This window comes from Pseudomonas putida (genome assembly GCF_050990305.1).
GTDB classification, from domain to species: domain Bacteria; phylum Pseudomonadota; class Gammaproteobacteria; order Pseudomonadales; family Pseudomonadaceae; genus Aquipseudomonas; species Aquipseudomonas putida_AH.
Map to the genome: position 1 here is coordinate 910,745 of NZ_CP158817.1, position 25,470 is coordinate 936,214.

The following is a 25,470-nucleotide window of genomic DNA, read 5'->3' on the forward strand; positions in this document are numbered from 1 at the left end:
GTGGTGGTGATCGTACAACCGCGTTGAGCTATGATGCGGTTTCAGCCGAATTTTTCGAGACAGATGTTCACCATGGAAAACCCGAACGACGCACCCCGCCTCCCTCGCAAGCGCCGCAGCCTCGCTCAGGAACTGGTGACGGTGCTGTCCGAGCAGATCCGCGACGGTCACCTCAAGCGTGGCGACAAATTGCCCACCGAGTCGGCGATCATGGATGCCCATGGCGTCAGCCGCACAGTGGTGCGCGAAGCGATTTCCCGATTGCAGGCGGCCGGCCAGGTGGAAACCCGTCACGGCATCGGCACCTTCGTACTCGACACCCCGAGCCCGAGCGGTTTCCGCATCGACCCGGCGACCGTGGTCACCTTGCGTGATGTGTTGGCCGTTCTGGAATTGCGCATCAGCCTCGAAACGGAATCCGCAGGCCTGGCCGCGCAACGCCGTACCCCCGAGCAGCTTGGCCTGATGCGCGCGGCACTGGATGCGCTGAACGAAAGTGTGGCCCACGCCAGCGATGCCGTGGCTTCGGACTTCCAGTTCCACTTGCAGATTGCCCTGGCCACAGGCAACCGCTATTTCACCGACATCATGACCCACCTGGGTACCAGCATCATCCCGCGTACCCGCCTGAACTCCGCGCGCCTGGCCCATGACGATCAGCAGCACTACATGAATCGCCTGAGCCGCGAGCACGAGGAAATCTACGAGGCCATCGCCCGCCAGGATTCCGATGCCGCCCGTGCCGCGATGCGCCTGCACCTGACCAACAGCCGTGAGCGGTTGCGTCATGCCCATGAAGAGGCTGAGGCGCAGCGGGGCTGAGACCAAGCGATGATTTTGACGGCGATCATTTCCGACGAATCTTCGCTGCTTTCACCACGCGCAGACACGGGGCGGGTAGCCCCGGGGTGCGAGCAGTGTGCTGGCTCACTTGATTGTCAGTAATACAGGGTCCGAGTCATAGGCCAGGCTAGACTCTCCCATTCCCTGGTAGCGCAACTCCACTGTTCGGCCGGTAAACTTTTGCAGTTGTGCGTTGGAAATCTCGACCATCAGGTTCTTGTCCTGTTTAAATTCGCCCTCGTCCGGCTCTGCCGGTGGCTTGGGTGGCACATACCTGCCTGCGGCGACCTCGGCTCCGGTCAATTCGGGATCCTCCGGATCACCCAGAATTGCATAGACCCTTCCTTCCGCAGGCAATGTTGCGTGATCAGGGATGGTGAGCAACAACGACCCGCTGAATGTGGAAGTATCTATCTGCGCTTGCACAGGAGAGCCGGTGGTGGGGATATTCAGCGTCGGCGCTGGATTGGCCATGATAAAAGCTCCTATTAGCAGGCCATGAGGAATACGACAGAAGCCGGCCCTTAGCTTGCGAATACTTATCCACTGAGGGTGCAGTGTCGGAAACTGTTAAAAATAACAGTTCCGACAAGCGGAATCGGCCTGCTCAAAGATGTTGGATTGAGTGGTCCATTACCTGTCAGGCCCTCTTCGCGAGCAGGCTCGCTCCCACAGTTGATTGCGGTCGTTCACATAATCTGTGTCCGCAGGTGATCCATTGTGGGAGCGAGCCTGCTCGCGAAGGGGTCATGAGCCATTGCGCAATCTTCTGGGTTCTCACTCCGAATCTTCCGACAACGTATCTCTTTCAATCCGTTGGTCGCGTCACCTTGCCTAATCCCCCCGCCCTGAAAACCCCCCTAAATCAGGGCGATCACTCCACCCAGTCGAACAATTTTCACCCACGACGATGAAATGCAGTTGACGGTTGTATTTTAAGTTGTACGATGACCTACAACTTCAGCGCAGGCTGAACGGTCTTCTCACACAAACGTCGCTACGCAGGGTGTTCGAATAATGAATCCACAAGAACTGAAGTCCATCCTTTCTGCCGGTCTGCTGTCTTTCCCGGTCACCGATTTCAATGCCCAGGGCGATTTCAACCGCGCTGGCTACATCAAGCGTCTGGAGTGGCTGGCCCCGTACGGCGCCTCGGCACTGTTCGCCGCAGGCGGCACCGGTGAGTTCTTCTCGCTGGCAGCCAGCGAATATTCGGAAATCATCAAGACGGCCGTAGACACCTGCGCCACCAGCGTGCCGATTCTGGCCGGTGTCGGCGGTTCGACTCGCCAGGCCATCGAATATGCTCAAGAAGCCGAGCGCCTGGGTGCCAAAGGCCTGTTGCTGCTGCCGCACTACCTGACCGAAGCCAGCCAGGACGGCGTTGCCGCCCACGTTGAAGCCGTGTGCAAATCGGTCAACATCGGCGTCGTGGTTTACAACCGTAACGTCTGCCGCCTGAATGCGCCGCTGCTGGAACGTCTGGCCGAGCGCTGCCCGAACCTGATCGGCTACAAGGATGGCCTGGGCGATATCGAATTGATGGTGTCGATCCGTCGCCGCCTCGGTGATCGTTTCAGCTACCTGGGTGGTCTGCCGACCGCCGAAGTCTACGCAGCGGCCTACAAGGCGCTGGGCGTACCGGTCTACTCCTCGGCGGTGTTCAACTTCATTCCGAAAACCGCGATGGACTTCTACCACGCCATTGCCCGCGAAGATCACGCCACTGTGGCCAAGATCATCGACGACTTCTTCCTGCCGTACCTGGACATCCGTAACCGCAAGGCCGGCTATGCCGTGAGCATCGTCAAGGCCGGGGCAAAAATTGCCGGCTACGACGCAGGCCCTGTCCGTGCACCACTGACCGACCTGACCGGCGAAGAGTACGAAATGCTTGCCGCGCTGATCGACAAGCAGGGTGCGCAGTAACACACCCGATTAAACGAGGCCGCTGAGTATTCAGCGGCCTTTTGCGTGAGATTTCTTAGTTTCGAGGGCCGTCCCGTGACAAAGCGCTACGACAACTACATCAATGGCGAATGGGTCGCCGGTGCCGATTACTCGGCCAACATCAACCCATCTGAATTGAGCGACAACATCGGCGACTACGCCAAGGCTGACCTGGCCCAGGTCAATGCCGCCATCGACGCCGCCCGTGCCGCATTCCCGAGCTGGTCCACGTCCGGCATCCAGGCGCGTCATGATTCGCTGGATAAAGTCGGCACCGAAATCCTCGCCCGCCGCGAAGAACTCGGCACCCTGCTGGCCCGAGAAGAGGGCAAGACCCTGCCCGAAGCCATTGGCGAAGTGACCCGTGCCGGTAACATCTTCAAGTTCTTCGCCGGTGAATGCCTGCGTCTATCCGGCGACTACGTGCCGTCGGTCCGTCCGGGCGTCAACGTCGAAGTCACCCGTGAAGCCCTGGGTGTGGTTGGCCTGATCACACCGTGGAACTTCCCGATTGCCATTCCGTCGTGGAAAATCGCCCCGGCCCTGGCCTACGGCAACTGCGTAGTGCTCAAACCGGCGGATCTGGTGCCAGGTTGCGCTTGGGCCCTGGCTGAAATCATTTCCCGCGCCGGCTTCCCGGCTGGTGTGTTCAACCTGGTGATGGGCAGCGGTCGCGTAGTCGGCGATGCGCTGGTACACAGCCCGAAAGTCGACGGTATCAGCTTCACCGGCTCCGTCGGTGTGGGTCGTCAGATCGCCGTCAGCTGCGTATCGCGTCAAGCCAAGGTCCAGCTGGAAATGGGCGGCAAGAACCCGCAGATCATTCTCGACGACGCCGACCTCAAGCAAGCGGTCGAGTTGTCGGTACAGAGCGCGTTCTACTCCACCGGCCAGCGTTGCACAGCGTCCAGCCGCCTGATTGTCACCGCCGGTATTCACGACAAGTTCGTCGAAGCCATGGCCGAGCGCATGAAGTCGATCAAAGTCGGCCACGCGTTGAAAGCGGGTACCGATATCGGTCCGGTGGTTTCCCAGGCTCAGCTTGAACAGGACATGAAGTACATCGACATCGGTCAGTCCGAAGGTGCTCGCCTGGTCAGTGGCGGTGGTCTGGTGACCTGTGACACCGAAGGTTATTTCCTTGCGCCAACGCTGTTTGCCGACAGCGAAGCGTCGATGCGCATCAGCCGCGAAGAGATCTTCGGCCCGGTGGCCAACATTGTCCGTGTTGCCGATTACGACGCCGCACTGGCCATGGCCAATGACACTGAGTTCGGGTTGTCGGCAGGTATTGCCACCACGTCCCTGAAGTACGCCAATCACTTCAAGCGCCACTCCCAGGCCGGGATGGTGATGGTCAACCTGCCGACCGCCGGCGTGGATTACCACGTTCCGTTCGGTGGGCGTAAAGGTTCATCCTATGGATCACGTGAGCAAGGTCGCTATGCGCAAGAGTTCTACACCGTAGTGAAAACCAGCTACATCGGTTCCTGACGCTACCCCCGTAGGAGCCGGCTTGCTGGCGATCGCATCAACGCGGTGTAAATGACACACCGAGGTGCCTGGATCGCCAGCAAGCCGGCTCCTACAAAAAAGGAACAAAAGATTCACCCCGCATAAAAATAATCAGTGGGAGTACATCTACATGCAATCGACCCAAAAGCCGACTCACGTCCGCTATTTGATCCTGCTCATGCTGTTTCTGGTGACCACGATCAACTACGCCGACCGGGCGACCATCGCCATCGCTGGCTCCAGCCTGCAAAAAGATCTCGGTATCGACGCGGTCACTCTCGGTTACATCTTCTCCGCATTCGGTTGGGCCTACGTGGCCGGGCAAATTCCCGGTGGCTGGTTGCTGGACCGTTTCGGCTCGAAAAAAATCTATGCGCTGAGCATTTTCACCTGGTCGCTGTTCACCGTGCTGCAAGGCTTCGTCGGTGAGTTCGGCATGTCCACCGCCGTGGTGGCGCTGTTCATGTTGCGCTTTTTGGTCGGCCTGGCCGAAGCACCGTCGTTCCCCGGCAACGCCCGCATCGTGGCGGCGTGGTTCCCCACCGCTGAACGCGGCACGGCCTCGGCGATCTTCAACTCGGCGCAATACTTTGCCACCGTGTTGTTCGCACCGCTGATGGGCTGGATCGTGTTCACCTTTGGCTGGGAACACGTGTTCATCGTCATGGGTATCTTCGGCATCGTCTTCTCGCTGGTCTGGCTGAAAGTTATCCACAGTCCGCGCCAACATCCGCTGGCCAACGAAGCGGAAGTGAAGTTCATCGCCGAAAACGGCGGCATGGTCGACATGGACCACAAGCAAGGCAAAAAAACCGACGGTCCGAAATGGGACTACATCCGCCAGTTGCTGACCAACCGCATGATGCTCGGCGTATACCTGGGCCAGTACTGCATCAACGGCATCACCTACTTCTTCCTGACCTGGTTCCCGGTGTACCTGGTGCAGGAGCGCGGCATGACCATCCTCAAGGCCGGCTTCATTGCTTCGTTGCCAGCGATCTGCGGCTTCATCGGCGGTGTGCTCGGCGGGGTGATTTCCGACTACCTGCTGCGCAAGGGCCATTCCCTGACCTTCGCCCGCAAGGCGCCGATCATCGCCGGCCTGCTGGTGTCCAGCAGCATCGTGGCCTGCAACTACGTGGACGTTGAATGGATGGTCGTCGGCTTCATGGCCCTGGCTTTCTTCGGCAAAGGCGTGGGCGCATTGGGCTGGGCGGTGGTGTCCGACACTTCGCCGAAACAGATCGCCGGTCTGAGCGGTGGCCTGTTCAACACCTTCGGCAACCTGGCATCGATCACGACACCGATCGTCATCGGCTACATCATCAGCTCCACTGGCTCGTTCAAATGGGCGCTGGTGTTTGTCGGTTGCAACGCACTGGTCGCGGTGTTCAGCTATCTGGTCATCGTAGGTCCGATCAAACGTGTGGTGCTCAAAGAACCACCGGTCAGCGGTCCTGAAACCAACAACAAATTGTCTCAAGCGCATTCCTGAGGAGCGGCGTCATGCAGTTGATTGAACATTCCGATTCGCCGCGCTACATCCGCCTGCACGAGCGGGACAACGTGGTGATCGTGGTCAACGATCAGGGCGTACCGGCCGGCACCGAGTTTTCGGACGGTCTGGTCACCGTGGACTTCGTGCCACAGAGCCACAAGGTCACCCTGGAGGACATACCCGAGGGTGGCCAGGTGATTCGATACGGCCAGGTCATTGGCTATGCCTTGCAGCCGATTCCGCGCGGTAGCTGGGTCAAGGAAGATCAACTGCGCATGCCGACCGCGCCGCCGCTGGACAGCCTGCCGCTGTCCACCGAAGTGCCGGACGCGCAGGCACCGCTGGAAGGCTTCACGTTCGAGGGCTACCGCAACGCTGACGGTACCGTCGGTACGCGCAATATTCTGGGTATCACTACCACGGTGCAATGCGTGACCGGAGTGCTCGATCACGCGGTCAAGCGCATCAAGGACGAATTGCTGCCCAAGTACCCGCACGTCGACGACGTGGTTGCACTGACCCACAGCTATGGTTGTGGCGTGGCGATTACCGCCACCGACGCCTACATCCCGATTCGCACCGTGCGCAACCTGGCGCGCAACCCGAACCTGGGCGGTGAGGCGTTGGTCATCAGCCTGGGCTGCGAGAAATTGCAGGCCGGGCAGGTGATGCACGAAGACGATGCCTCGGTCGATTTGAGCGAGCCGTGGCTGTATCGGTTGCAGGATTCCAGCCACGGTTTCACCGAGATGATCGAGCAGATCATGGAACTGGCGGAAACCCGCTTGAAGAAGCTCGATCAACGCCGTCGGGAAACCGTGCCGGCGTCCGAGCTGATCCTCGGCATGCAATGTGGCGGCAGCGATGCATTCTCCGGGATCACCGCCAACCCGGCGTTGGGCTATGCCTCGGACCTGCTGTTGCGGGCTGGTGCGACGGTGATGTTTTCCGAAGTCACCGAAGTGCGCGACGCGATCTACCTGCTGACGTCCCGGGCCAAAACCGAAGCCGTCGCCCAAGAGCTGGTGCGTGAAATGGACTGGTACGACCGTTACCTGGCCAAGGGCGAAGCGGATCGCAGCGCCAACACTACGCCGGGCAACAAGAAGGGCGGGCTGTCGAACATTGTCGAGAAGTCCTTGGGCTCGATCGTCAAATCCGGCAGCAGCGCGATCACCGGGGTGCTTGGCCCTGGCGAGCGCTTCAAGGAAAAAGGCCTGATCTTCTGCGCGACCCCGGCCAGCGATTTTGTCTGCGGGACGTTGCAGTTGGCGGCGGGGATGAACCTGCACGTGTTCACCACTGGTCGCGGCACGCCTTACGGGCTGGCCATGGCGCCGGTGGTGAAGGTGTCGACCCGGACCGAACTGGCGCAGCGCTGGCCGGACCTGATCGATGTCGACGCCGGGCGCATTGCTACCGGTCGGGCGTCCATCGAAGAGCTGGGTTGGGAGTTGTTCCACTACTACCTGGACGTGGCCAGCGGCAAGCAGCAGACCTGGGCTGAGCGGCACAAGCTGCATAACGACATCACCCTGTTCAATCCGGCGCCGATCACTTAAGACCGTGTCGCCTGCATCGCGGGCAAGCCTTGCTCCTACGGATTTACGTCGTATACGGGAAATGTGTATGACCCGGTTCTGTAGGAGCAAGGCTTGCCCGCGATGACGGTCTAACAGACGCCGATGCCCTGGGTGGCTTATCATTAGCCCCCTAACGACGCCCACTTCAAGGTCCTCCCCGGCATGCTGGCAATTTTCCTCGAAACCCTGAACATCACCGCACCGGTGTTCGCCATGCTGTTTCTGGGGGTGTTGCTCAAGCGCATCGACTGGATCAACGACAATTTCATCCACACCGCGTCGTCCCTGGTGTTCAACGTCACCATGCCGGCGTTGCTGTTTCTGGGCATCCTGCATGCCGACCTGCACGCCGCGCTGCAACCGGCGCTGCTGATCTACTTCTCAATCGCTACCCTTGTGTGCTTTGCCATTGCCTGGGGCTGGGCGATTTTCAGGTGTCCGCGAGAAGACCGTGGCATCTACACCCAAGGAGCCTTTCGCGGTAACAACGGCGTGATCGGTCTCGCGCTGGCAGCGAGCATGTACGGCGACTACGGCATTTCCCTCGGCGCGATTCTCGCGGCGCTGGTGATCCTGTTCTACAACACGCTGTCCACCATCGTCCTGGCGGTGTATAGCCCGGTGATCAAGTCCGACCCGTGGAGCATCTGCAAAAGCGTGTTCAGCAACCCACTGATCATCAGTGTGATTGCGGCGGCGCCATTCGCGTATTTCAAGATTGGCTTGCCGGGGTGGCTGGAGACGTCCGGCCAGTATCTGGCACAAACCACCTTGCCACTGGCGTTGATCTGCATCGGCGGCACGCTGTCGCTGGCAGCGATGCGCAAAAGCGGTTCGATGGCGCTCAGTTCGAGTCTGGTGAAAATGCTCGGCCTGCCGGTGCTGGCGACGCTGGGCGCATGGCTCTGGGGTTTTCGAGGAGCGGAGCTGGGGATTCTGTTTCTGTACTTCGGCAGCCCGACCGCTGCGGCCAGTTTCGTTATGGCCCGGGCGGCGGATGGCAACCATGAACTGGCGGCGGCGATCATCGTCATCACTACGTTGATGGCGGCAGTGACCACCAATATCGGGATCTTTCTGTTGCAGTGGGGCGGGTGGATCTAGCTTCAGATTTGCTTTGCTCTCTGGGGCCGCATCGCGGGCAAGCCTTGCTCCTACAGGATCGTGGTCGGGTGCAAATTATGCGAACAACACAAAACCTGTAGGAGCAAGGCTTGCCCGCGATGGCGATCAGATAGTCACTGCAAATACCGTGTTTTCACTCCGGCTTCTGGTAGGTATCGATCACTTCCTGCGCCGCCCGAAACGCATCGATCGCCGCCGGTACGCCGGCATACACCGCGCAATGCAGCAGCGCCTCGCGGATCTCTTCCACGGTGCAACCGTTGTTCAGCGCGCCGCGTACATGGCCTTTCAACTCCTGCGGGCACTTGAGCGCAGTCAACGCGGCGAGGGTGATCAGGCTGCGGGTTTTCAGGGGCAAGCCATCGCGGTTCCACACGCCGCCCCAGGCGTGTTCATTGACGAAGTCCTGCAGCGGCTGGGTGAACTCGGTGGCATTGCCCAGGGCGCGGTCGACGAAGGCGTCGCCCATTACTTGGCGGCGCACTTCAACGCCGGTTTTCTTATTCTCGGTCATGGCAATTCCCTCTTGTGGTGTTGGCGACGCCAGGCGCGCAGCGACGTGAACAGCAAGAACGCCACCAGCGCCGGCAGAACGAAAAACAGCATCAGGTGTTCTAGCTTGCCGGCCAGTGGCATGCCGGTGGTAAACGACACCACATGCAGGCCGTAGGCCAGGTACAAGCTCAGGAACAGCAAGCCTTCGGCGCGGGTCACCCGATAACCCGAATAGAACATCGGCAGGCACAGCACCGCGACGCCGAGCATCACCGGCAGGTCGAAATCCAGGGCGTTGGGCGATACCGACAGCGGTGCTGGCGCGACCAGCGCCGTGACACCCAGAACACCCAGCAGGTTGAACAGGTTGCTACCGACTACGTTACCCACCGCGATCTCCCGTTCACCGCGCAACGCGGCGATCAAGGAGGTGGCGAGTTCCGGCAGGGATGTGCCGACGGCGACGATGGTCAGGCCGATGATCCGTTCCGACAGTCCGAGGTCGGTGGCCACCGATACCGCGGCCCCCAGCAGCAAGTGTCCGGCGTAGACCAGCATCCCCAGGCCTGCAACGATCATCAGCAGGCTGCTGACCCATGGCGCCTGCGGGGTGTCGTGGGTGATCGAATGTGGGCGCGTCGAATGTTGCGACTGGCGCAGCAATAACGCCAGATAGATGAGCAGTGCCGCCAGCAGCATCACACCGTCGACTCGGGTCAGCTCCTCATTCCAGGCCAGCACGAACACCAGCAGGCTGGCACCGATCATCAGCGGAATGTCCAGGCGCACCAGTTGCCGTGATACCCGCAGCGGGATGATCAGCGCCGACAAACCGAGGGTGACAAGGATGTTGAAAATGCTGCTGCCTATCACGCTGCCGACGGCGATGTCAGCGTTGTGAGTGAGGGTCGCTTGCAGGCTTACCGCCATTTGCGGGGCGCTGCTACCGAGAGCGACGATGGTCAGGCCGATGATCAGCGGTCGCACATGCAGGCGCGCGGCCAGGCGCACGGCGGCACGCACCATCAGTTCGGCCCCGGCAATCAACAGCAGCAGCCCGCTGAACAATTCGATCACGCTGATCAGGGGTAAATCGGCTAGTCCGAAAATGGTCGGGGCTCCATCGGTCAGTCGTCGAGGGCCTGGACCCGAACCCGGGCCGTGCCGCTCTTGAGCATACCCAGGCGTGCGGCGGCCTCGTGGGACAGGTCGATCAGCCGGCCACGGGTGTGAGGCCCACGGTCATTGATGCGCACCACGCAGGATTTGTCGTTGTTCAGGTTGGTGACCTTCACCCGTGTGCCGAAGGGTAGCTGGCGATGGGCGGCGGTCATGGAATTCTTGTCGAAACGCTCGCCGCTGGCGGTGCGTTTGCCTTGGTGTTTGGCGCCGTAGTACGAAGCCACACCGGTTTTGTCGTAGCCATGCGGATCGACGGTGTCAGTGCTGGCGCAACCGGCCAGAAGAGAGAGCAGGGCGCAGGCACCCAGTAGACGCTTCATTCAAAGGCTCCCAAAGTGATTGTGGCGAGGGAGCTTGCTCCCGCTGGTCTGCGAAGCAGACCCAAATCGGACAGCACATTCATTAAAAAATGCACTAGCCATCTTTGCGACTGCTTCGCGGTCGAGCGGGAGCAAGCTCCCTCGCCACAGGGGGATAGAGCCAGGTTTGAATACTGGCTCCATTCCACTCAGCCTTCGAGCTTGCTTTTGAGCAGTTCGTTGACCTGTTGCGGGTTGGCCTTGCCCTTGGAGGCTTTCATGGCCTGGCCGACGAAGAAGCCGAACATCTTGCCGCGCTTGGCTTCGTCTGCCGCGCGGTACTGTTCGACCTGTTCGGCGTTGGCGGCGAGCATTTCGTCCAGCACCGCCGAGATCGCACCGGTGTCGGTCACTTGCTTGAGGCCGCGCTTGTCGATGATCTCGTCCGCGCTGCCTTCACCGTTGGCCATGGCTTCGAACACCACTTTGGCGATCTTGCCGGAGATGGTGTTGTCCTTGATGCGCAACAGCATGCCGCCCAGTTGCTCGGCCGACACCGGCGACTCTTCGATGTCCAGGCCTTGCTTGTTCAACAGGCTGCCCAACTCGACCATGACCCAGTTGGCCGCCAGTTTGGCATCGCCGCTGATGCTCGCGACTTTCTCGAAGTAATCCGCCTGTTCACGGCTGGTTGCCAGCACGTTGGCGTCGTACGCCGACAGACCGAACTGGCTCTGGAAGCGCTCGCGCTTCTGTGGCGGCAGTTCCGGCAGGGTGGCGCGTACATCGCCCAGGAACGACTCTTCGATGATCACCGGCAGCAGATCCGGGTCGGGGAAGTAACGGTAGTCGTTGGCTTCCTCTTTGCTGCGCATTGGACGGGTTTCGTCCTTGTTCGGGTCGTACAGGCGGGTCTGCTGGATCACTTTGCCGCCGTCTTCGATCAAGTCGATCTGGCGCTGGATCTCGGAGTTGATCGCCTTCTCGATGAAGCGGAACGAGTTGACGTTCTTGATCTCGCAGCGGGTACCGAACTCGGCCTGGCCTTTCGGACGCACCGAGACGTTGCAATCGCAACGCAGCGAACCTTCAGCCATGTTGCCGTCGCAGATGCCCAGGTAGCGCACCAGGGCGTGGATCGCCTTGACGTAAGCCACGGCTTCCTTGGCGCTGCGCATGTCCGGTTCGGAGACGATTTCCAGCAGTGGCGTACCGGCCCGGTTCAGGTCGATGCCGCTGGCGCCGCTGAATTCTTCGTGCAGGCTCTTGCCGGCGTCTTCTTCCAGGTGCGCGCGGGTGATGCCGACGCGTTTGACTGTGCCGTCTTCCAGGGCGATGTCCAGGTGGCCTTTGCCGACGATCGGCAATTCCATCTGGCTGATCTGGTAGCCCTTGGGCAGGTCAGGATAGAAGTAGTTTTTACGGGCGAACACGTTGTGTTGGCCGATCTCGGCGTCAATCGCCAGACCGAACATCACCGCCATGCGCACCGCTTCCTGGTTCAGCACCGGCAGTACGCCGGGCATGCCCAGGTCGATCAGGCTGGCCTGGGTGTTCGGCTCGGAGCCGAAGGTGGTGGAACTACCGGAAAAGATTTTCGACCGGGTGGTGAGCTGGGTATGAATCTCCAGCCCGATCACGACTTCCCATTGCATGTGTGTCTCCTCAGAAGCCGGTTGGGGTGCGGGTGTGCCAGTCAGTGTGTAACTGATACTGGTGGGCAACGTTCAACAGGCGACCTTCCTGGAAATACGGCGCGAGCAGTTGCACGCCAACCGGTAGACCATCGACGAAACCAGCCGGCATCGACAGGCCAGGCAGGCCCGCGAGGTTGGCGGTGATGGTGTACACGTCTTCCAGGTACGCAGCGACCGGGTCGCTGTTCTTGGCGCCGAGCTTCCAGGCCGGGTTTGGCGTGGTTGGGCCGAGGATGATGTCGACCTCATTGAAGGCGGTCATGAAGTCGTTCTTGATCAAGCGACGAATCTTCTGTGCCTTGAGGTAGTAGGCATCGTAGTAACCGGCGGACAGGGCGTAGGCACCGACCATGATGCGGCGCTGCACTTCCGTTCCGAAGCCTTCGCCACGGGAGCGCTTGTACAGGTCTTCAAGGTTTTTCGGGTCTTCGCAGCGGTAGCCGAAACGCACGCCGTCGAAACGCGACAGGTTGGAAGACGCTTCTGCCGGGGCGATCACGTAGTACGCAGGGATCGCGTGCTGCATGTTCGGCAGGCTGATTTCCTTGATCACGGCGCCGAGCTTTTTCAGTTCTTCAACGCTGGCCATGACCAGGTCGGCAATGCGCGGGTCGAGACCGGTGCTGAAATACTCTTTCGGTACGCCGATGCGCAGGCCTTGCAGCGAACCGTTCAGGCTGGCGCTGTAGTCCGGCACGGGTTCGTCGATGCTGGTGGAGTCGTTCGGATCGAAGCCGGCCATACCTTGCAACAAAATTGCGCAGTCTTCGGCAGTGCGTGCCATGGGGCCGCCCTGATCGAGGCTGGAGGCATAGGCGATCATGCCCCAACGCGATACACGACCGTACGTCGGTTTCAGGCCGGTCAGGTTCGTCAGCGCGGCGGGCTGGCGAATGGAGCCACCGGTGTCGGTGCCGGTGGCGGCAGGCAACAGGCGAGCGGCCACTGCGGCAGCCGAACCACCAGAGGAGCCGCCTGGTACGTGTTCCAGGTTCCACGGGTTTTTCACCGCACCGTAGTAGCTCGACTCGTTGGCCGAGCCCATGGCGAATTCGTCCATGTTGGTCTTGCCCAGGGTCACGGCCCCGGCGGCGGCCAGCTTGGCGACGACCGTGGCGTCGTACGGTGCCTTGAAGTTGTCGAGCATCTTCGAGCCGCAGCTGGTGCGAATGCCCTGGGTGCAGAACAGGTCTTTATGGGCTATTGGCGCGCCAAGCAGGGCACCGTTCTCACCCTTGGCGCGGCGTGCGTCAGCGGCTTTCGCCTGCTGTAGCGCCAGGTCTTCGGTGAGGCTGATGAAACTGTTGAGCTGAGGATCAAGCTGGGCGATGCGCGCCAGCAGGACTTGGGTCAGCTCTTCGGAGGAAAACTTTTTATCGGCGAGTCCGCGGGCGATCTCGGCCAGAGTCAATTGATGCATTGCAGGCTCTTTCCCTTTAGTCGATGACTTTCGGAACCAGGTACAGGCCGTTTTCGACCGCTGGTGCGATGGACTGGTAGGCCTCGCGGTTATTGCTCTCGGTGACGACGTCTGCACGAAGGCGCTGGCTGGCTTCCAGTGGGTGGGCCAGCGGCTCGATACCGTCGGTATTGACCGCCTGCATTTCGTCGACCAGCCCGAGAATGCTGTTGAGGGCCGAAGTGATGTGTGGAAGATCGGCATCATTAAGGCCAAGGCAGGCCAGATGCGCGATTTTTTCCACGTCGGAGCGTTCAAGCGCCATTGGGAGTCTCCAGTGGAAAACAAGACGGACGGCGTCCGTGTGTTAGATTGTCGGAACACTACCGCACTTCTGCGGTCATACGGCCGCGATTGTGGGGCTTGGTGCACAGAAAAGCGGCCAATTTAACATATTGGCGCCTTGCCCAAAATCCCTGTCGTTGTTAGAGTTTGCCGCACTTTTTTACCCACGCGTTGCCTAGGGTCCCTTTCCCATGTTCAAGAAACTGCGTGGCATGTTTTCCAGCGATCTTTCCATTGACCTGGGCACTGCCAACACCCTTATTTACGTGCGCGAGCGCGGTATCGTCCTGAATGAGCCATCGGTTGTGGCCATTCGGACCCACGGTAATCAGAAAAGTGTCGTTGCTGTCGGCACCGAGGCCAAGCGCATGCTGGGCCGTACGCCGGGCAACATTGCTGCCATTCGTCCGATGAAGGACGGCGTGATCGCCGACTTCAGCGTCTGCGAAAAGATGCTGCAGTACTTCATCAACAAGGTTCACGAAAACAGCTTCCTGCAGCCTAGCCCTCGCGTGTTGATCTGCGTTCCGTGCAAATCCACCCAGGTTGAGCGTCGTGCCATCCGCGAATCGGCCCTCGGTGCCGGTGCCCGTGAAGTTTTCCTGATCGAAGAGCCAATGGCCGCTGCGATCGGTGCCGGCCTGCCGGTTGAAGAAGCTCGCGGTTCGATGGTCGTGGATATCGGTGGTGGTACTACCGAAATCGCCCTGATCTCCCTGAACGGTGTGGTGTACGCCGAATCCGTACGTGTGGGCGGCGACCGCTTCGACGAAGCGATCATCACTTATGTGCGTCGCAACTACGGCAGCCTGATCGGTGAATCCACCGCCGAGCGCATCAAGCAGGAAATCGGTACGGCCTACCCGGGCGGCGAAGTCCGTGAAGTCGATGTTCGTGGCCGTAACCTGGCCGAAGGCGTTCCACGTGCCTTCACCCTGAACTCCAACGAAGTGCTGGAAGCTCTGCAAGAGTCCCTGGCCACTATCGTTCAGGCGGTGAAAAGCGCCCTGGAGCAATCGCCTCCGGAATTGGCTTCCGATATCGCCGAGCGTGGTCTGGTACTGACCGGTGGTGGCGCCTTGCTGCGTGACCTCGACAAGTTGCTGGCCCAGGAAACCGGTCTGCCGGTGATCGTCGCCGAAGACCCGTTGACCTGCGTTGCTCGCGGCGGTGGCCGTGCATTGGAAATGATGGATAAGCACACCATGGATCTGCTCTCCAGCGAATAAATCGCCGGATCGCCTCCATGCTGTTCAGCGCGCAGGCAGCACTTTGCAGTGCTGCCTGTTCGCGTTTATCTTCTGTCAGTCTGCATCCAGGCCGGTCTGCCGTATGAATAAAGAGAACATTTGCCTGGGAGGAGCGGCCTATTAAACCGCTTTTCACCAAGGGTCCCTCATTGGGCGTGCGCTTGTTGGTGCTGGTCGTGCTTTCGGTCGCGCTGATGGTGGTCGATGCCCGCTTCACACTGCTCAAGCCAGTGCGTAGCCAGATGTCGCTGGTGTTGATGCAGTCTTACTGGATCACCGACCTGCCGCAGCGGCTATGGCAGGGTGTGGCCAGCCAGTTTGGCAGCCGTACCGAGCTCGTCGCCGAAAACGAAAAACTCAAGACCGAGAACCTGTTGTTGCAGGGGCGCATGCAAAAGCTGGCCTCCCTGACCGAGCAGAACGTTCGGCTGCGCGAGTTGCTCAACTCGTCGGCACTGGTCAACGAAAAGGTCGAAGTGGCCGAATTGATCGGCATGGACCCGAATCCTTTTACTCATCGCATCATCATCAACAAGGGTGAACGCGACGGAGTGATCCTCGGTCAGCCGGTGCTCGATGCCCGCGGCCTGATGGGGCAAGTGGTCGAGTTGATGCCCTACACCTCCCGCGTCCTGTTGCTGACTGACTCGACCCATAGCATTCCGGTGCAGGTCAACCGCAACGGCCTGCGGGCGATTGCCAGCGGCACCGGTAACCCGGAGCGCCTCGAGTTGCGCCATGTGGCGGATACCGCCGACATCAAGGAAGGCGATTTGCTGGTCAGCTCCGGCCTCGGCCAGCGTTTCCCGGCGGGCTACCCGGTGGCCACGGTCAAGGAAGTGATTCATGACTCCGGCCAGCCGTTCGCCATCGTCCGAGCCGTACCGACCGCGGCCCTGAATCGCAGTCGTTACCTGTTGCTGGTGTTCAGCGATGGACGCACCGCCGAAGAGCGGGCCAACGATGCCGCTCAAGCTCAGGAGTCACTGGATGCGCAGGGTGGCGGGCCGATCATTCCGGCGACCGTGCCGAAACCTGCGATCGTTCCGGCAGCTGTTGCTGCGCCAGCAACTCCGGTTGCACCGGCGACCGCTCCGACACCGGCTACCCCGGCCAAGCCTGTAGCCGCACATCCGGCCGCTGCGAAGCCAGCCGCGAATGCCAAGCCACCGGCAGCTGCCAAGCCACCTGCTGCCGTGAAACCTGCTGCCAAACCGCCTGTCTCCGCACCGGCTGCCACTGGGAGGCAAGAATAATGGTCGGTGTCAAAGCCTCCCGAAACGGCTGGATCGTATGGCTGACGTTTGCCATCGGCCTGTTGCTCAGCGTTTCGCCTTTGCCGCAATTCATGGAAATCTTGCGCCCGCTATGGCTGGCCTTGCTGCTGGCGTTTTGGGCGCTGGCCCTGCCGCAGAAAGTCGGCATGGTCACCGCATGGTGCCTGGGGCTGGCCGAAGACGTGTTGTACGGCACATTGCTGGGCCAGAACGCATTGATCCTGACCCTCATCACTTACCTGGTGCTGGCGCTGCAACAACGCCTGCGGATGTTCCCGATGTGGCAACAAAGCCTGGTTATCCTGGTGATCTTCGGTCTCGCGCAACTGGTTCAACTGTGGTTGAGCGCCCTGACCGGCAACCGTCAGCCAACGCTGGCGCTGGTACTGCCGGCACTGGTCAGCGCATTGCTCTGGCCCTGGATCAGCTTCGGTTTGCGTGGATTGCGTCGACGCTACAAAATCAATTAATTCGGTCAGGCATTTGCCACTTGGACAGGGAGATGTCTTGATGAAACACCTTTATCTCGCCTCTGGCTCGCCGCGTCGGCGCGAACTGCTCACGCAGATCGGCGTGCCATTCACCGCCATCAGCGCGGACATCGATGAAACCCCCCTGACTCACGAATCCCCTTGCGACTATGTCGAGCGTCTCGCGCGCAGCAAGGCAGCGGCTGGACACGAGGCTGTGGTGTCCGACGTTCCCTTCTGTGTATTGGGCGCCGATACCGCCGTGGTCCTCGACGGCAAAATTCTTGGCAAACCGGTTGATGAAGCTGACGCTTGCGCCATGCTGAAGATGTTGTCCGGTAAAGAACATGAAGTCCTGACAGCCATTGCGTTGCTCGATGGTGAGCGCTGTGAATCGCGGGTTGTGCGCAGCTCGGTGCGATTTCGCGCCATCGGCGCCGATGAGGCAGCCGCCTACTGGGCCAGCGGTGAGCCGCGGGACAAGGCGGGTGGATATGGCATTCAAGGATTGGGCGCGGTGTTTGTCGCCGGGCTCGATGGAAGTTACTCGGCGGTGGTTGGACTGCCGCTGTGCGAAACCGCGGAACTGCTCGGCCATTTCGGCATACCCTGTTGGCAAACCCATAACGCGCGTTAAGCGTCGTACTGACCAGATGCGGCCATTATCGTGAACATGCCTGAACGAGACCCTGCCATGAGTGAAGAGATCCTGATCAACATCACGCCGATGGAATCACGCGTGGCGGTGGTCGAAAACGGTGTCCTGCAAGAGGTCCATGTCGAGCGCACGCAAAAGCGCGGGATCGTCGGCAACATCTACAAAGGCAAAGTCGTGCGGGTATTGCCGGGCATGCAGGCGGCATTTGTCGATATCGGCCTGGATCGTGCGGCGTTCATTCACGCATCGGAAATTTCCTTGCGCGAGGGCCCGGCAGTCGAGAGCATCAGTGCCCTGGTGCACGAAGGACAGAGCCTGGTGGTGCAAGTCACCAAGGACCCGATTGGCTCCAAAGGCGCACGGCTGACTACCCAACTGTCGATTCCTTCGCGCTATCTGGTGTACATGCCGCGCACCGCGCATGTTGGCATTTCGCTGAAGATCGAAGACGAGGCCGAGCGCGAACGGCTCAAGCAAGTGGTCAGCGATTGCGTTGCCAAAGAAGGCATCCAGGAGGCTGGCGGATTCATCCTGCGTACCGCGGCCGAAGGCGCCGGGGGCGACGAAATCCTGATGGACATTCGTTACCTGCGCCGGTTGTGGGATCAGATCAGCGCACAGATCAAAACCATCAGCGCTCCCAGCGTGATCTATGAAGACCTCGGTCTGGCGCTGCGTACATTGCGTGATCTGGTGAGCCCGAAGATCGAGAAGATTCGTATCGACTCTCGGGAAACCTTCCAGAAAACCACGCAGTTCGTCGCCGAACTGATGCCCGAGATTGCCGATCGTCTGGAACATTACCCCGGCGAGCGGCCGATTTTCGACCTCTATGGCGTCGAAGACGAAATCCAGAAAGCCCTGGAACGCAAGGTGCCGCTCAAATCCGGTGGTTATCTGGTGGTCGATCCCGCGGAAGCCATGAGCACCATCGACGTCAATACCGGGGCCTTCGTCGGTCATCGCAACCTCGAAGAGACCATCTTCAAGACCAACCTGGAAGCGGCGACCGCCATCGCTCGCCAGCTGCGCCTGCGCAACCTGGGCGGGATCATCATCATCGACTTCATCGACATGGAAGATGAAGAGCACCAGCGCCAGGTGTTGCGCACGCTGGAGAAGCAGCTGGAACGTGATCACGCCAAGACCAACATCATCGGCATTACCGAATTGGGCCTGGTGCAGATGACGCGCAAGCGTACCCGTGAAAGTCTCGAGCAAGTGTTGTGCGAGCCGTGCACCTGTTGCCAGGGGCGTGGCAAGCTCAAGACCCCTGAAACGATATGCTACGAAATCTTCCGCGAAATCCTCCGGGAAGCTCGCGCCTATCAGGCGGAAGGCTATCGTGTATTGGCCAACCAGAAAGTTGTCGACCGCCTGCTCGATGAGGAGTCGGGCAATGTCGCCGAACTGGAAAGCTTTATCGGGCGCACTATTCGGTTCCAGGTAGAAACCATGTATTCCCAGGAACAATACGACGTGGTGTTGCTCTGAGTCGCTGCGTTTTAATTTTTCCTGCACGGCTGGCTTCAGCTTTCTGCAAAACTTTTGCCATGGGAGCCAACTGACATGGAGCGTCTGACACGCATTCTGGCCGCACTGATCCGTTGGGGTCTGGGCCTGTGCGCGTTGGTTTTGGTGTTGATGGCGTTGTACGTCAGTCTGGGGCGCGAACTCGCGCCGTTGGTGGCCGAATACCGTGTCGAAGTCGAAACCCGGGCCAGTGAGGCCTTGGGCATGCCGTTGCAAATCGGCGAGCTCAAAGGCAGCTGGAGTGGTTTCGCACCTATTTTGTCGGCTCAAGATGTGACGGTCGGTGAAGGTGCCCAGGCCCTGCACCTGGAAAAGGTGCGTGCGGTGCCGGACCTGTGGGCCAGCCTGCTGGCGCGCGAAGTACGCATCGCTCATCTGGAATTCAGCGGCCTGAAGATCAGCGTCAAACAGGGCGATGACGGTCAATGGGCATTGGAAGGGTTGCCGGTCAAAGACGACAAGCCTCTCGATCCGGAGCAGTTGCTCAATCGCATGCAAATGATCCAGCAGCTGTCGCTGCTCGACAGCCAAGTCACTTTACAACCGTGGGGAGCCTCGCCGCTGACCCTGACTTACGTCGGCCTGAACCTGAAAACCGGTGCCATTCGTCAGCGACTCGATGCCCGCTTGACCCTGCCCGATGGCCAGCCAATGGCCATGAGCCTGCGCACCCGCATTCGTGCCAGCGAGTGGGAGGAGGGTGAAGCCGAGGTCTACTTGAGTCTGCCGCAAAGTGACTGGTCGAAATGGCTGCCCGAGAGTGTCAGCCAACAGTGGAATTTCTCCGAGATCAAGGCCGGTGGCGAGGTGTGGGCGACTTGGGGCAAGGGCCTGTTGCAAAGCGCCGCAGTGCGTTTGAATGCACCGCAACTCAAGGGCGCCTACGCCGATCGAAAGCCGATCAAGATCAACAATCTGGCGCTTAACGGCTATTTCCAGCGCAACGCCAAAGGCATGCTGGTGACGGTGGATTCCCTGGCGATGAATCTTGGCGAGACTCGCTGGGAGTCGCGTCTGCAAGTCAAACAAACGGCGGCCAGTGACGAGTCGGAAGAACTTTGGCACCTGCAAGCCGACCGTCTCGACCTCACACCGCTCACCCCCTTGCTCAATGCCCTGGCGCCATTGCCGGAAGGCTTTGCCACGGTGGTCGAGCGACTCAAGGTGACAGGTGGACTTCGCAATATATTGATCGACGTGCGGCCCAACGCCACCGATGACAGCAAATTCAGCTTTGCCGCCAACCTCGATCGAGTTGGTTTCGACGCTTATCACGGCGCGCCGGCAGCACGAAACGTTACGGGCAGCATCAGCGGTGACCTTGGCCATGGCGAGCTGCGCATGGACAGCAAGGACTTCATGCTGCACCTGGACCCGATTTTCGCCAAGCCGTGGCAATACCTTCAGGCCAACGCAACCTTGACCTGGAAGCTCGATAAAGACGGCTTCACCCTGATCGCGCCGTACCTGAAGGTGTTGGGCGAAGAAGGCAAGATTGCCGGCGACTTCCTGATTCGCCTGCATTTCGATCACACCCAGGAAGACTACATGGACCTGCGGGTCGGTCTGGTGGACGGCGACGGCCGTTACACCGCCAAGTACCTGCCGGCGGTCCTCAGCCCTGCGCTGGACGAGTGGTTGCGCACGGCGATTCTAAAAGGTGCCGTGGATCAGGGCTTCTTCCAATACCAAGGTTCGTTGAATCACGGCGCAACCGACACGGCACGCAGCATCAGCCTGTTTTTCAAGGTACACGATGCCGAGTTGGCTTTTCAGCCGGGATGGCCTCATGTCAGCAAGGTCACCGGCGATGTGTTCGTTGAAGACAGCGGTGTGCGGATTCTGGCCAGCAAGGGGCAATTGCTCGACACTCAGGTCAGCGACGTTTACGTCAACATACCCCATGTGCCGGAAGGGCAAAGCTCTCACCTGTTTCTCGACGGTGCGTTCGCCGGGGGGCTGGGCGATGGCCTGAAAATCCTTCAACAAGCGCCGATCGGCACTGCCGAGACCTTTGCCGGTTGGGAGGGCGAGGGTGACCTGCAAGGCAAACTGAAACTGGATATTCCGCTGGTCAAGGGCGAGCAGCCGAAGATCCTGGTCGACTTCAAAACTGCTAAATCCCGTCTGAAACTGCCCGAGCCGCCGCTGGAGTTGACACAGCTCAAGGGCGATTTCCGGTTCGACAGTGCCAAAGGCCTGAGCGGACAGAACATCAGCGCCCGAGCGTTCGACAAGCCGGTGACGGCGCAGATTTTTGCCGATGGGCGCGAGGGTAAGCTCAATACCCGGGTCACCGCGTCGGGGCAGGTCGAGGTCAAGAAGCTCACAGACTGGTTGAGCGTAACCCAGCCGTTGCCGGTGAGCGGCGTGATCCCCTATCAATTGCAGTTGACCCTGGACGGTGCCGACAGTCAGTTGAGGGTCAATTCCAATCTCAAGGGCGTGACGGTAGATCTGCCGGCACCTTTCGGCATGGCGGCAGATGCCGGGCGGGATACGACGTTCCGCATGACCCTGCAAGGCGCGGAACGACGCTATTGGGTGAATTACGGCGAATTGGCCAACTTCACCTTTACCGCGCCGACCGGTGATTTTGCCAGCGGTCGTGGTGAGTTGTTCCTGGGCAACGGAGACGCAGTTCTACCCGGCACGAAAGGCCTGCGGGTACGCGGGGTGCTGTCGGAGTTGGATATCGGCCCATGGCAGGATCTGGTGAACAAATACGCCGGACAGGATCCCGGTGGCAGCGCCAAGCAGTTGCTCAGTGGCGCGGATTTCAAGGTCGACAAGCTCAGCGCCCTTGGCACGACGCTGGATCAGGCATCGATACAGTTGACGCGCAAACCGTCTACCTGGGCCTTGCAACTCGACAGTCAGCAGGTCAAAGGCAACGCTAGCATCCCTGATGCGAAAGCCGCACCGATGGTGATCAATCTGCAAACCGTGCGACTGCCGGCACCCGACCCTACGGTCATCACTGACGAAAACGCGCCAGACCCGCTGGCCTCGGTGGACCCGACCAAGATCCCGGCAATGGACATCACCATCAACCAACTGTTTCTGGGCAAGGACCTGGTGGGGGCCTGGTCACTGAAGGTGCGTCCGACAGCCAAGGGCGTTGCCTTTAATTCACTGGATATGGGTCTCAAGGGCATCCTGCTGCAGGGCACTGGCGGTTGGGAAGGCGCACCGGGGGCTAGCAAGAGCTGGTACAAGGGGCGGATCAGCGGCAAGAATCTTGCTGATGTACTCAAGGGCTGGGGCTTTGCGCCGAGCGTGACCAGCCAGGAATTCCGCATGGATATCGACGGCAGTTGGCCCGGTTCGCCGGCCTGGCTGGCCAGCAAGCGCTTCTCCGGCACCCTTGATGCGTCGATGAAAGAGGGGCAGTTTGTTGAAGTCGAAGGCAGTGCCCAGGCACTGCGAGTGTTTGGCCTGCTCAACTTCAACTCCATCGGCCGGCGCCTGCGTCTGGACTTCTCGGACCTGTTTGGCAAAGGCCTGAGCTACGACCGGGTCAAGGGCCTGCTGGTAGGGACCAACGGCGTTTACGTTACCCGAGAACCCATCCGCGTGACTGGACCGTCAAGCACCCTTGAACTCGATGGCACCCTGAATATGGTGGCCGATCGAATTGACGCAAAACTGCTGGTAACCCTGCCGGTGACCAATAACCTGCCGATTGCCGCGCTGATCGTGGGGGCTCCGGCCGTTGGTGGTGCATTGTTCCTGATCGACAAGTTGATCGGTGATCGGGTGTCGCGTTTTGCCAGTGTGAAATACTCAGTCCAAGGCCCCTGGAAAGATCCGAAAATCACCTTCGACAAGCCTTTTTGAAAAGCCAATCTGCGGACCTATGGAGTAGCATGGCTGAACACTCCGACTGTAGGAGCTGCCGCAGGCTGCGATCTTTTGATCTTGTTTTAAAAGATCGCAGCCTCGTTGCACTCGACAGCTCCTACACAGCTCCTACAGGATTGTGATGATTTCAATAAGGAAAAGGCCATGTCTGTTGCGGTGATTCAAATGGTCAGCCAGAGCGATGTGCTGGCCAACCTGTCCCAGGCACGTCGTTTGTTGGAACAGGCTGCGGCTGCTGGCGCATTACTGGCGGTGCTGCCGGAAAACTTCGCCGCCATGGGCCGGCGCGACATCGCCGACATTGGTCGCGCCGAGGCCTTGGGCGAAGGTCCGATCCTGCCATGGTTGAGTCAGACTGCCCGCGACCTCAAGTTATGGATAGTGGCCGGTACTCTGCCATTACCGCCGGCGGGTCAACCGTCAGCTAAGTCGCATGCATGCTCGTTACTGGTCAATGATCAGGGCGAAACGGTGGCGCGCTACGACAAGCTGCACCTGTTCGACGTCGACGTGGCGGACAATCGCGGCCGTTATCGCGAATCCGATGACTATGCTTACGGCAGTGGAGTCGTGGTGGCGGATACGCCGGTGGGGCGAGTGGGTCTGACGGTTTGTTATGACTTGCGTTTTCCGGAACTCTACAGTGAATTGCGCGCTGCTGGCGCGCAGCTGATCACCGCACCGTCGGCTTTTACCGCCGTGACCGGCGCCGCTCACTGGGACGTGCTGATTCGTGCACGGGCCATCGAAACCCAGTGTTATGTGCTCGCGGCCGCCCAAGGTGGGACACATCCGGGGCCTCGGGAAACCTGGGGCCATGCGGCAATCATCGACCCGTGGGGGCGTGTGCTGGCGCAACAGGATCAAGGCGAGGCCGTGCTGCTGGCCGAACGAGACAGCAGTGAACAGGCGTCCATTCGGGCGCGGATGCCGGTGTCCAGTCACCGGCGCTTTTTCTCGCAGGGCGCCCAGCGACCTGCATCAGAACGACGAATTTAAGGCGTAAAGCATATGAGCGAGTTGTTGTCCTCCGTCAGTGAACACCTCCTGGCACCCGGCGGCGTAACGATCGAAAGTCTGCAAGGCGTGCTCGGCGATCTGGCCGGCCCGGGAATCGATGCCGCCGACCTGTACTTTCAAGGGCAGATTTCCGAGTCCTGGGCGCTGGAAGACGGCATCGTCAAGGAAGGCAGCTTCAATCTCGACCAAGGGGTAGGTGTACGGGCGCAATCGGGTGAAAAGACCGGTTTTGCCTACAGCAACGCCATCACCCTGGAAGCCTTGGGCGCGGCGGCCCGTGCCGCCCGTTCGATTTCCCGTGCCGGCCAGAATGGCAAGGTACAAGCGTTTACCACTCAGGATGTTGCGCAGTTGTACGCGCCAGACAATCCCCTGGAAGTGCTGAGCCGCGCCGAGAAAGTCGACCTGCTCAAGCGTATCGATGCGGCCACGCGTGCGCTCGATCCGCGTATCCAGCAAGTTACGGTGAGCATGGCCGGCGTCTGGGAGCGAATTCTGGTGGCGTCCACCGATGGTGGGCTGGCCGCAGACGTGCGACCGCTGGTGCGCTTCAACGTCAGTGTGATCGTCGAGCAGAATGGCCGTCGCGAACGCGGTGGCCACGGCGGTGGCGGTCGGACGGACTACCGTTATTTCCTCGCCGAAGACCGCGCCATGGGCTATGCCCGTGAAGCGCTGCGTCAGGCGCTGGTGAATCTGGAAGCCATTCCTGCGCCGGCCGGTACCTTGCCAGTGGTGCTCGGTTCGGGATGGTCGGGTGTGCTGCTGCACGAAGCGGTCGGCCACGGTCTGGAAGGGGATTTCAATCGCAAGGGCAGCTCGGCCTATAGCGGGCGGATGGGCGAGATGGTTGCCTCCAAGCTGTGCACCATCGTCGATGACGGCACCTTGTCCGGTCGTCGTGGTTCGTTGAGCGTCGACGATGAAGGCACCCCGACTGAGTGCACCACGCTGATCGAAAACGGCGTACTCAAGGGCTACATGCAGGACAAGCTCAATGCGCGCCTGATGGGTGTGGCACGCACCGGTAACGGCCGTCGCGAATCCTACGCCCACCTGCCGATGCCACGCATGACCAACACCTACATGTTGGCCGGCGAAAGCGATCCGGCGGAAATCATCGCCTCGGTGAAGAAGGGCATCTACTGCGCCAACCTTGGCGGCGGTCAGGTGGATATCACCAGTGGCAAGTTCGTGTTCTCCACCAGCGAAGCGTACTTGATCGAAGACGGCAAGATCACAGCTCCGGTCAAAGGCGCGACCTTGATCGGTAACGGTCCGGAAGCCATGAGCAAAGTGTCGATGGTCGGCAACGATCTGGCGCTCGATAGCGGCGTCGGGACATGCGGCAAGGATGGGCAGTCGGTGCCGGTCGGTGTCGGCCAGCCAACGCTGAGAATTGATGCGATTACCGTGGGCGGCACGGGCGCGTAAGGAAATGCGCATCCCTTGTAGGAGCTGCCGCAG

21 protein-coding genes are annotated in these 25,470 nt (G+C 60.2%); 14 read left to right on the forward strand and 7 right to left on the reverse strand.

The window, feature by feature from the left end; genetic code table 11:
* Positions 1 to 72 precede the first annotated feature (72 nt).
* Entirely contained in the window at positions 73 to 822 is a 750-nt protein-coding gene (locus tag ABTV22_RS04050; protein ID WP_433738668.1) for a FadR/GntR family transcriptional regulator, read from the forward strand.
* Between the two features lie 105 nt (positions 823 to 927).
* Here the strand turns inward: ABTV22_RS04050 and ABTV22_RS04055 are convergent, their stop codons facing one another.
* The gene (locus tag ABTV22_RS04055; protein ID WP_433738669.1) at positions 928 to 1,317 is read right to left on the reverse strand and encodes a hypothetical protein; all 390 of its coding nucleotides are present in this window, start codon (positions 1,315 to 1,317) and stop codon (positions 928 to 930) included.
* Between the two features lie 543 nt (positions 1,318 to 1,860).
* On the opposite strand from ABTV22_RS04055, the gene kdgD reads away from it, so the two are divergent.
* The 5 genes from kdgD (at position 1,861) to ABTV22_RS04080 (ending at position 8,493) form a co-directional block, all read left to right on the forward strand.
* Positions 1,861 to 2,772: a 5-dehydro-4-deoxyglucarate dehydratase gene (gene kdgD / locus ABTV22_RS04060; protein WP_433738670.1), complete on the forward strand. Its 912-nt coding sequence runs from the start codon at positions 1,861 to 1,863 to the stop codon at positions 2,770 to 2,772.
* Between the two features lie 75 nt (positions 2,773 to 2,847).
* Complete coding sequence (locus ABTV22_RS04065) at positions 2,848 to 4,287, forward strand: aldehyde dehydrogenase family protein (RefSeq protein ID WP_433738671.1); 1,440 nt, start codon at positions 2,848 to 2,850, stop codon at positions 4,285 to 4,287.
* A 151-nt stretch (positions 4,288 to 4,438) separates the two neighbouring features.
* On the forward strand, positions 4,439 to 5,803 hold the full coding sequence (locus ABTV22_RS04070) for an MFS transporter (RefSeq protein ID WP_433738672.1): 1,365 nt from the start codon (positions 4,439 to 4,441) through the stop codon (positions 5,801 to 5,803).
* A gap of 11 nt (positions 5,804 to 5,814) precedes the next feature.
* Complete coding sequence (garD, locus tag ABTV22_RS04075) at positions 5,815 to 7,368, forward strand: galactarate dehydratase (protein ID WP_433738673.1); 1,554 nt, start codon at positions 5,815 to 5,817, stop codon at positions 7,366 to 7,368.
* A 183-nt stretch (positions 7,369 to 7,551) separates the two neighbouring features.
* A complete protein-coding gene (locus ABTV22_RS04080) occupies positions 7,552 to 8,493 on the forward strand; it encodes an AEC family transporter (protein ID WP_433738674.1) in 942 nt (313 codons plus the stop codon).
* Between the two features lie 154 nt (positions 8,494 to 8,647).
* Here the strand turns inward: ABTV22_RS04080 and ABTV22_RS04085 are convergent, their stop codons facing one another.
* The 6 genes from ABTV22_RS04085 to gatC form a co-directional block, all read right to left on the reverse strand.
* Entirely contained in the window at positions 8,648 to 9,028 is a 381-nt protein-coding gene (locus ABTV22_RS04085) for a carboxymuconolactone decarboxylase family protein (protein ID WP_433738675.1), read from the reverse strand.
* The gene (locus ABTV22_RS04090; RefSeq protein WP_433738676.1) at positions 9,025 to 10,086 is read right to left on the reverse strand and encodes a calcium/sodium antiporter; all 1,062 of its coding nucleotides are present in this window, start codon (positions 10,084 to 10,086) and stop codon (positions 9,025 to 9,027) included. Before ABTV22_RS04090 ends, ABTV22_RS04085 begins: the two co-directional genes overlap by 4 nt.
* A 50-nt stretch (positions 10,087 to 10,136) precedes the next feature.
* The gene (locus ABTV22_RS04095) at positions 10,137 to 10,511 is read right to left on the reverse strand and encodes a septal ring lytic transglycosylase RlpA family protein (RefSeq protein WP_111280889.1); all 375 of its coding nucleotides are present in this window, start codon (positions 10,509 to 10,511) and stop codon (positions 10,137 to 10,139) included.
* A gap of 188 nt (positions 10,512 to 10,699) precedes the next feature.
* Positions 10,700 to 12,145: an Asp-tRNA(Asn)/Glu-tRNA(Gln) amidotransferase subunit GatB gene (gene gatB / locus ABTV22_RS04100; protein WP_433738677.1), complete on the reverse strand. Its 1,446-nt coding sequence runs from the start codon at positions 12,143 to 12,145 to the stop codon at positions 10,700 to 10,702.
* A gap of 10 nt (positions 12,146 to 12,155) precedes the next feature.
* Positions 12,156 to 13,607: an Asp-tRNA(Asn)/Glu-tRNA(Gln) amidotransferase subunit GatA gene (gene gatA, locus ABTV22_RS04105; RefSeq protein WP_433738678.1), complete on the reverse strand. Its 1,452-nt coding sequence runs from the start codon at positions 13,605 to 13,607 to the stop codon at positions 12,156 to 12,158.
* A gap of 16 nt (positions 13,608 to 13,623) precedes the next feature.
* Positions 13,624 to 13,911: an Asp-tRNA(Asn)/Glu-tRNA(Gln) amidotransferase subunit GatC gene (gene gatC / locus ABTV22_RS04110; protein ID WP_008054345.1), complete on the reverse strand. Its 288-nt coding sequence runs from the start codon at positions 13,909 to 13,911 to the stop codon at positions 13,624 to 13,626.
* Positions 13,912 to 14,122: 211 nt separating this feature from the next.
* Between gatC and mreB the strand changes: the two genes are divergently transcribed.
* From mreB to tldD, 8 genes are all read left to right on the forward strand, one after another.
* Positions 14,123 to 15,160, forward strand: a complete 1,038-nt coding sequence (gene mreB / locus ABTV22_RS04115; protein ID WP_002555108.1) for a rod shape-determining protein MreB — start codon at positions 14,123 to 14,125, stop codon at positions 15,158 to 15,160.
* A gap of 176 nt (positions 15,161 to 15,336) precedes the next feature.
* The gene (gene mreC / locus ABTV22_RS04120; RefSeq protein WP_433741296.1) at positions 15,337 to 16,437 is read left to right on the forward strand and encodes a rod shape-determining protein MreC; all 1,101 of its coding nucleotides are present in this window, start codon (positions 15,337 to 15,339) and stop codon (positions 16,435 to 16,437) included.
* Positions 16,437 to 16,928: a rod shape-determining protein MreD gene (gene mreD, locus ABTV22_RS04125; protein ID WP_433738679.1), complete on the forward strand. Its 492-nt coding sequence runs from the start codon at positions 16,437 to 16,439 to the stop codon at positions 16,926 to 16,928. The genes mreC and mreD overlap by 1 nt, the downstream gene beginning before the upstream one ends.
* Positions 16,929 to 16,968: 40 nt before the next feature.
* Entirely contained in the window at positions 16,969 to 17,565 is a 597-nt protein-coding gene (locus tag ABTV22_RS04130; protein ID WP_433738680.1) for a Maf family protein, read from the forward strand.
* Between the two features lie 57 nt (positions 17,566 to 17,622).
* Positions 17,623 to 19,080, forward strand: coding sequence for a ribonuclease G (gene rng / locus ABTV22_RS04135; protein ID WP_433738681.1), 1,458 nt, complete (start codon positions 17,623 to 17,625; stop codon positions 19,078 to 19,080).
* A gap of 75 nt (positions 19,081 to 19,155) precedes the next feature.
* Positions 19,156 to 22,959, forward strand: coding sequence for a YhdP family protein (locus ABTV22_RS04140; RefSeq protein ID WP_433738682.1), 3,804 nt, complete (start codon positions 19,156 to 19,158; stop codon positions 22,957 to 22,959).
* Positions 22,960 to 23,127: 168 nt separating this feature from the next.
* Positions 23,128 to 23,982 carry a carbon-nitrogen hydrolase family protein gene (locus tag ABTV22_RS04145; RefSeq protein WP_433738683.1) on the forward strand — a complete coding sequence of 285 codons (855 nt, stop codon included), beginning with the start codon at positions 23,128 to 23,130 and terminating at the stop codon, positions 23,980 to 23,982.
* 12 nt (positions 23,983 to 23,994) lie between these two features.
* Entirely contained in the window at positions 23,995 to 25,437 is a 1,443-nt protein-coding gene (gene tldD / locus ABTV22_RS04150) for a metalloprotease TldD (RefSeq protein ID WP_433738684.1), read from the forward strand.
* The last annotated feature ends 33 nt before the right edge of the window (positions 25,438 to 25,470 follow it).

Excerpts from the sequence above, each read along its gene's own strand:
- ABTV22_RS04055 (WP_433738669.1), bottom strand. The coding sequence starts at position 1,317 with ATGGCCAATCCAGCGCCGACGCTGAATATCCCCACCACCGGCTCTCCT.
- ABTV22_RS04050 (WP_433738668.1), top strand. The coding sequence starts at position 73 with ATGGAAAACCCGAACGACGCACCCCGCCTCCCTCGCAAGCGCCGCAGC.
- ABTV22_RS04085 (WP_433738675.1), bottom strand. The coding sequence starts at position 9,028 with ATGACCGAGAATAAGAAAACCGGCGTTGAAGTGCGCCGCCAAGTAATG.
- ABTV22_RS04070 (WP_433738672.1), top strand. The coding sequence starts at position 4,439 with ATGCAATCGACCCAAAAGCCGACTCACGTCCGCTATTTGATCCTGCTC.
- ABTV22_RS04145 (WP_433738683.1), top strand. The coding sequence starts at position 23,128 with ATGTCTGTTGCGGTGATTCAAATGGTCAGCCAGAGCGATGTGCTGGCC.
- tldD (WP_433738684.1), top strand. The coding sequence starts at position 23,995 with ATGAGCGAGTTGTTGTCCTCCGTCAGTGAACACCTCCTGGCACCCGGC.
- kdgD (WP_433738670.1), top strand. The coding sequence starts at position 1,861 with ATGAATCCACAAGAACTGAAGTCCATCCTTTCTGCCGGTCTGCTGTCT.
- mreB (WP_002555108.1), top strand. The coding sequence starts at position 14,123 with ATGTTCAAGAAACTGCGTGGCATGTTTTCCAGCGATCTTTCCATTGAC.
- gatA (WP_433738678.1), bottom strand. The coding sequence starts at position 13,607 with ATGCATCAATTGACTCTGGCCGAGATCGCCCGCGGACTCGCCGATAAA.
- rng (WP_433738681.1), top strand. The coding sequence starts at position 17,623 with ATGAGTGAAGAGATCCTGATCAACATCACGCCGATGGAATCACGCGTG.
- mreD (WP_433738679.1), top strand. The coding sequence starts at position 16,437 with ATGGTCGGTGTCAAAGCCTCCCGAAACGGCTGGATCGTATGGCTGACG.
- ABTV22_RS04095 (WP_111280889.1), bottom strand. The coding sequence starts at position 10,511 with ATGAAGCGTCTACTGGGTGCCTGCGCCCTGCTCTCTCTTCTGGCCGGT.
- gatB (WP_433738677.1), bottom strand. The coding sequence starts at position 12,145 with ATGCAATGGGAAGTCGTGATCGGGCTGGAGATTCATACCCAGCTCACC.
- garD (WP_433738673.1), top strand. The coding sequence starts at position 5,815 with ATGCAGTTGATTGAACATTCCGATTCGCCGCGCTACATCCGCCTGCAC.
- ABTV22_RS04140 (WP_433738682.1), top strand. The coding sequence starts at position 19,156 with ATGGAGCGTCTGACACGCATTCTGGCCGCACTGATCCGTTGGGGTCTG.
- ABTV22_RS04080 (WP_433738674.1), top strand. The coding sequence starts at position 7,552 with ATGCTGGCAATTTTCCTCGAAACCCTGAACATCACCGCACCGGTGTTC.
- ABTV22_RS04130 (WP_433738680.1), top strand. The coding sequence starts at position 16,969 with ATGAAACACCTTTATCTCGCCTCTGGCTCGCCGCGTCGGCGCGAACTG.
- gatC (WP_008054345.1), bottom strand. The coding sequence starts at position 13,911 with ATGGCGCTTGAACGCTCCGACGTGGAAAAAATCGCGCATCTGGCCTGC.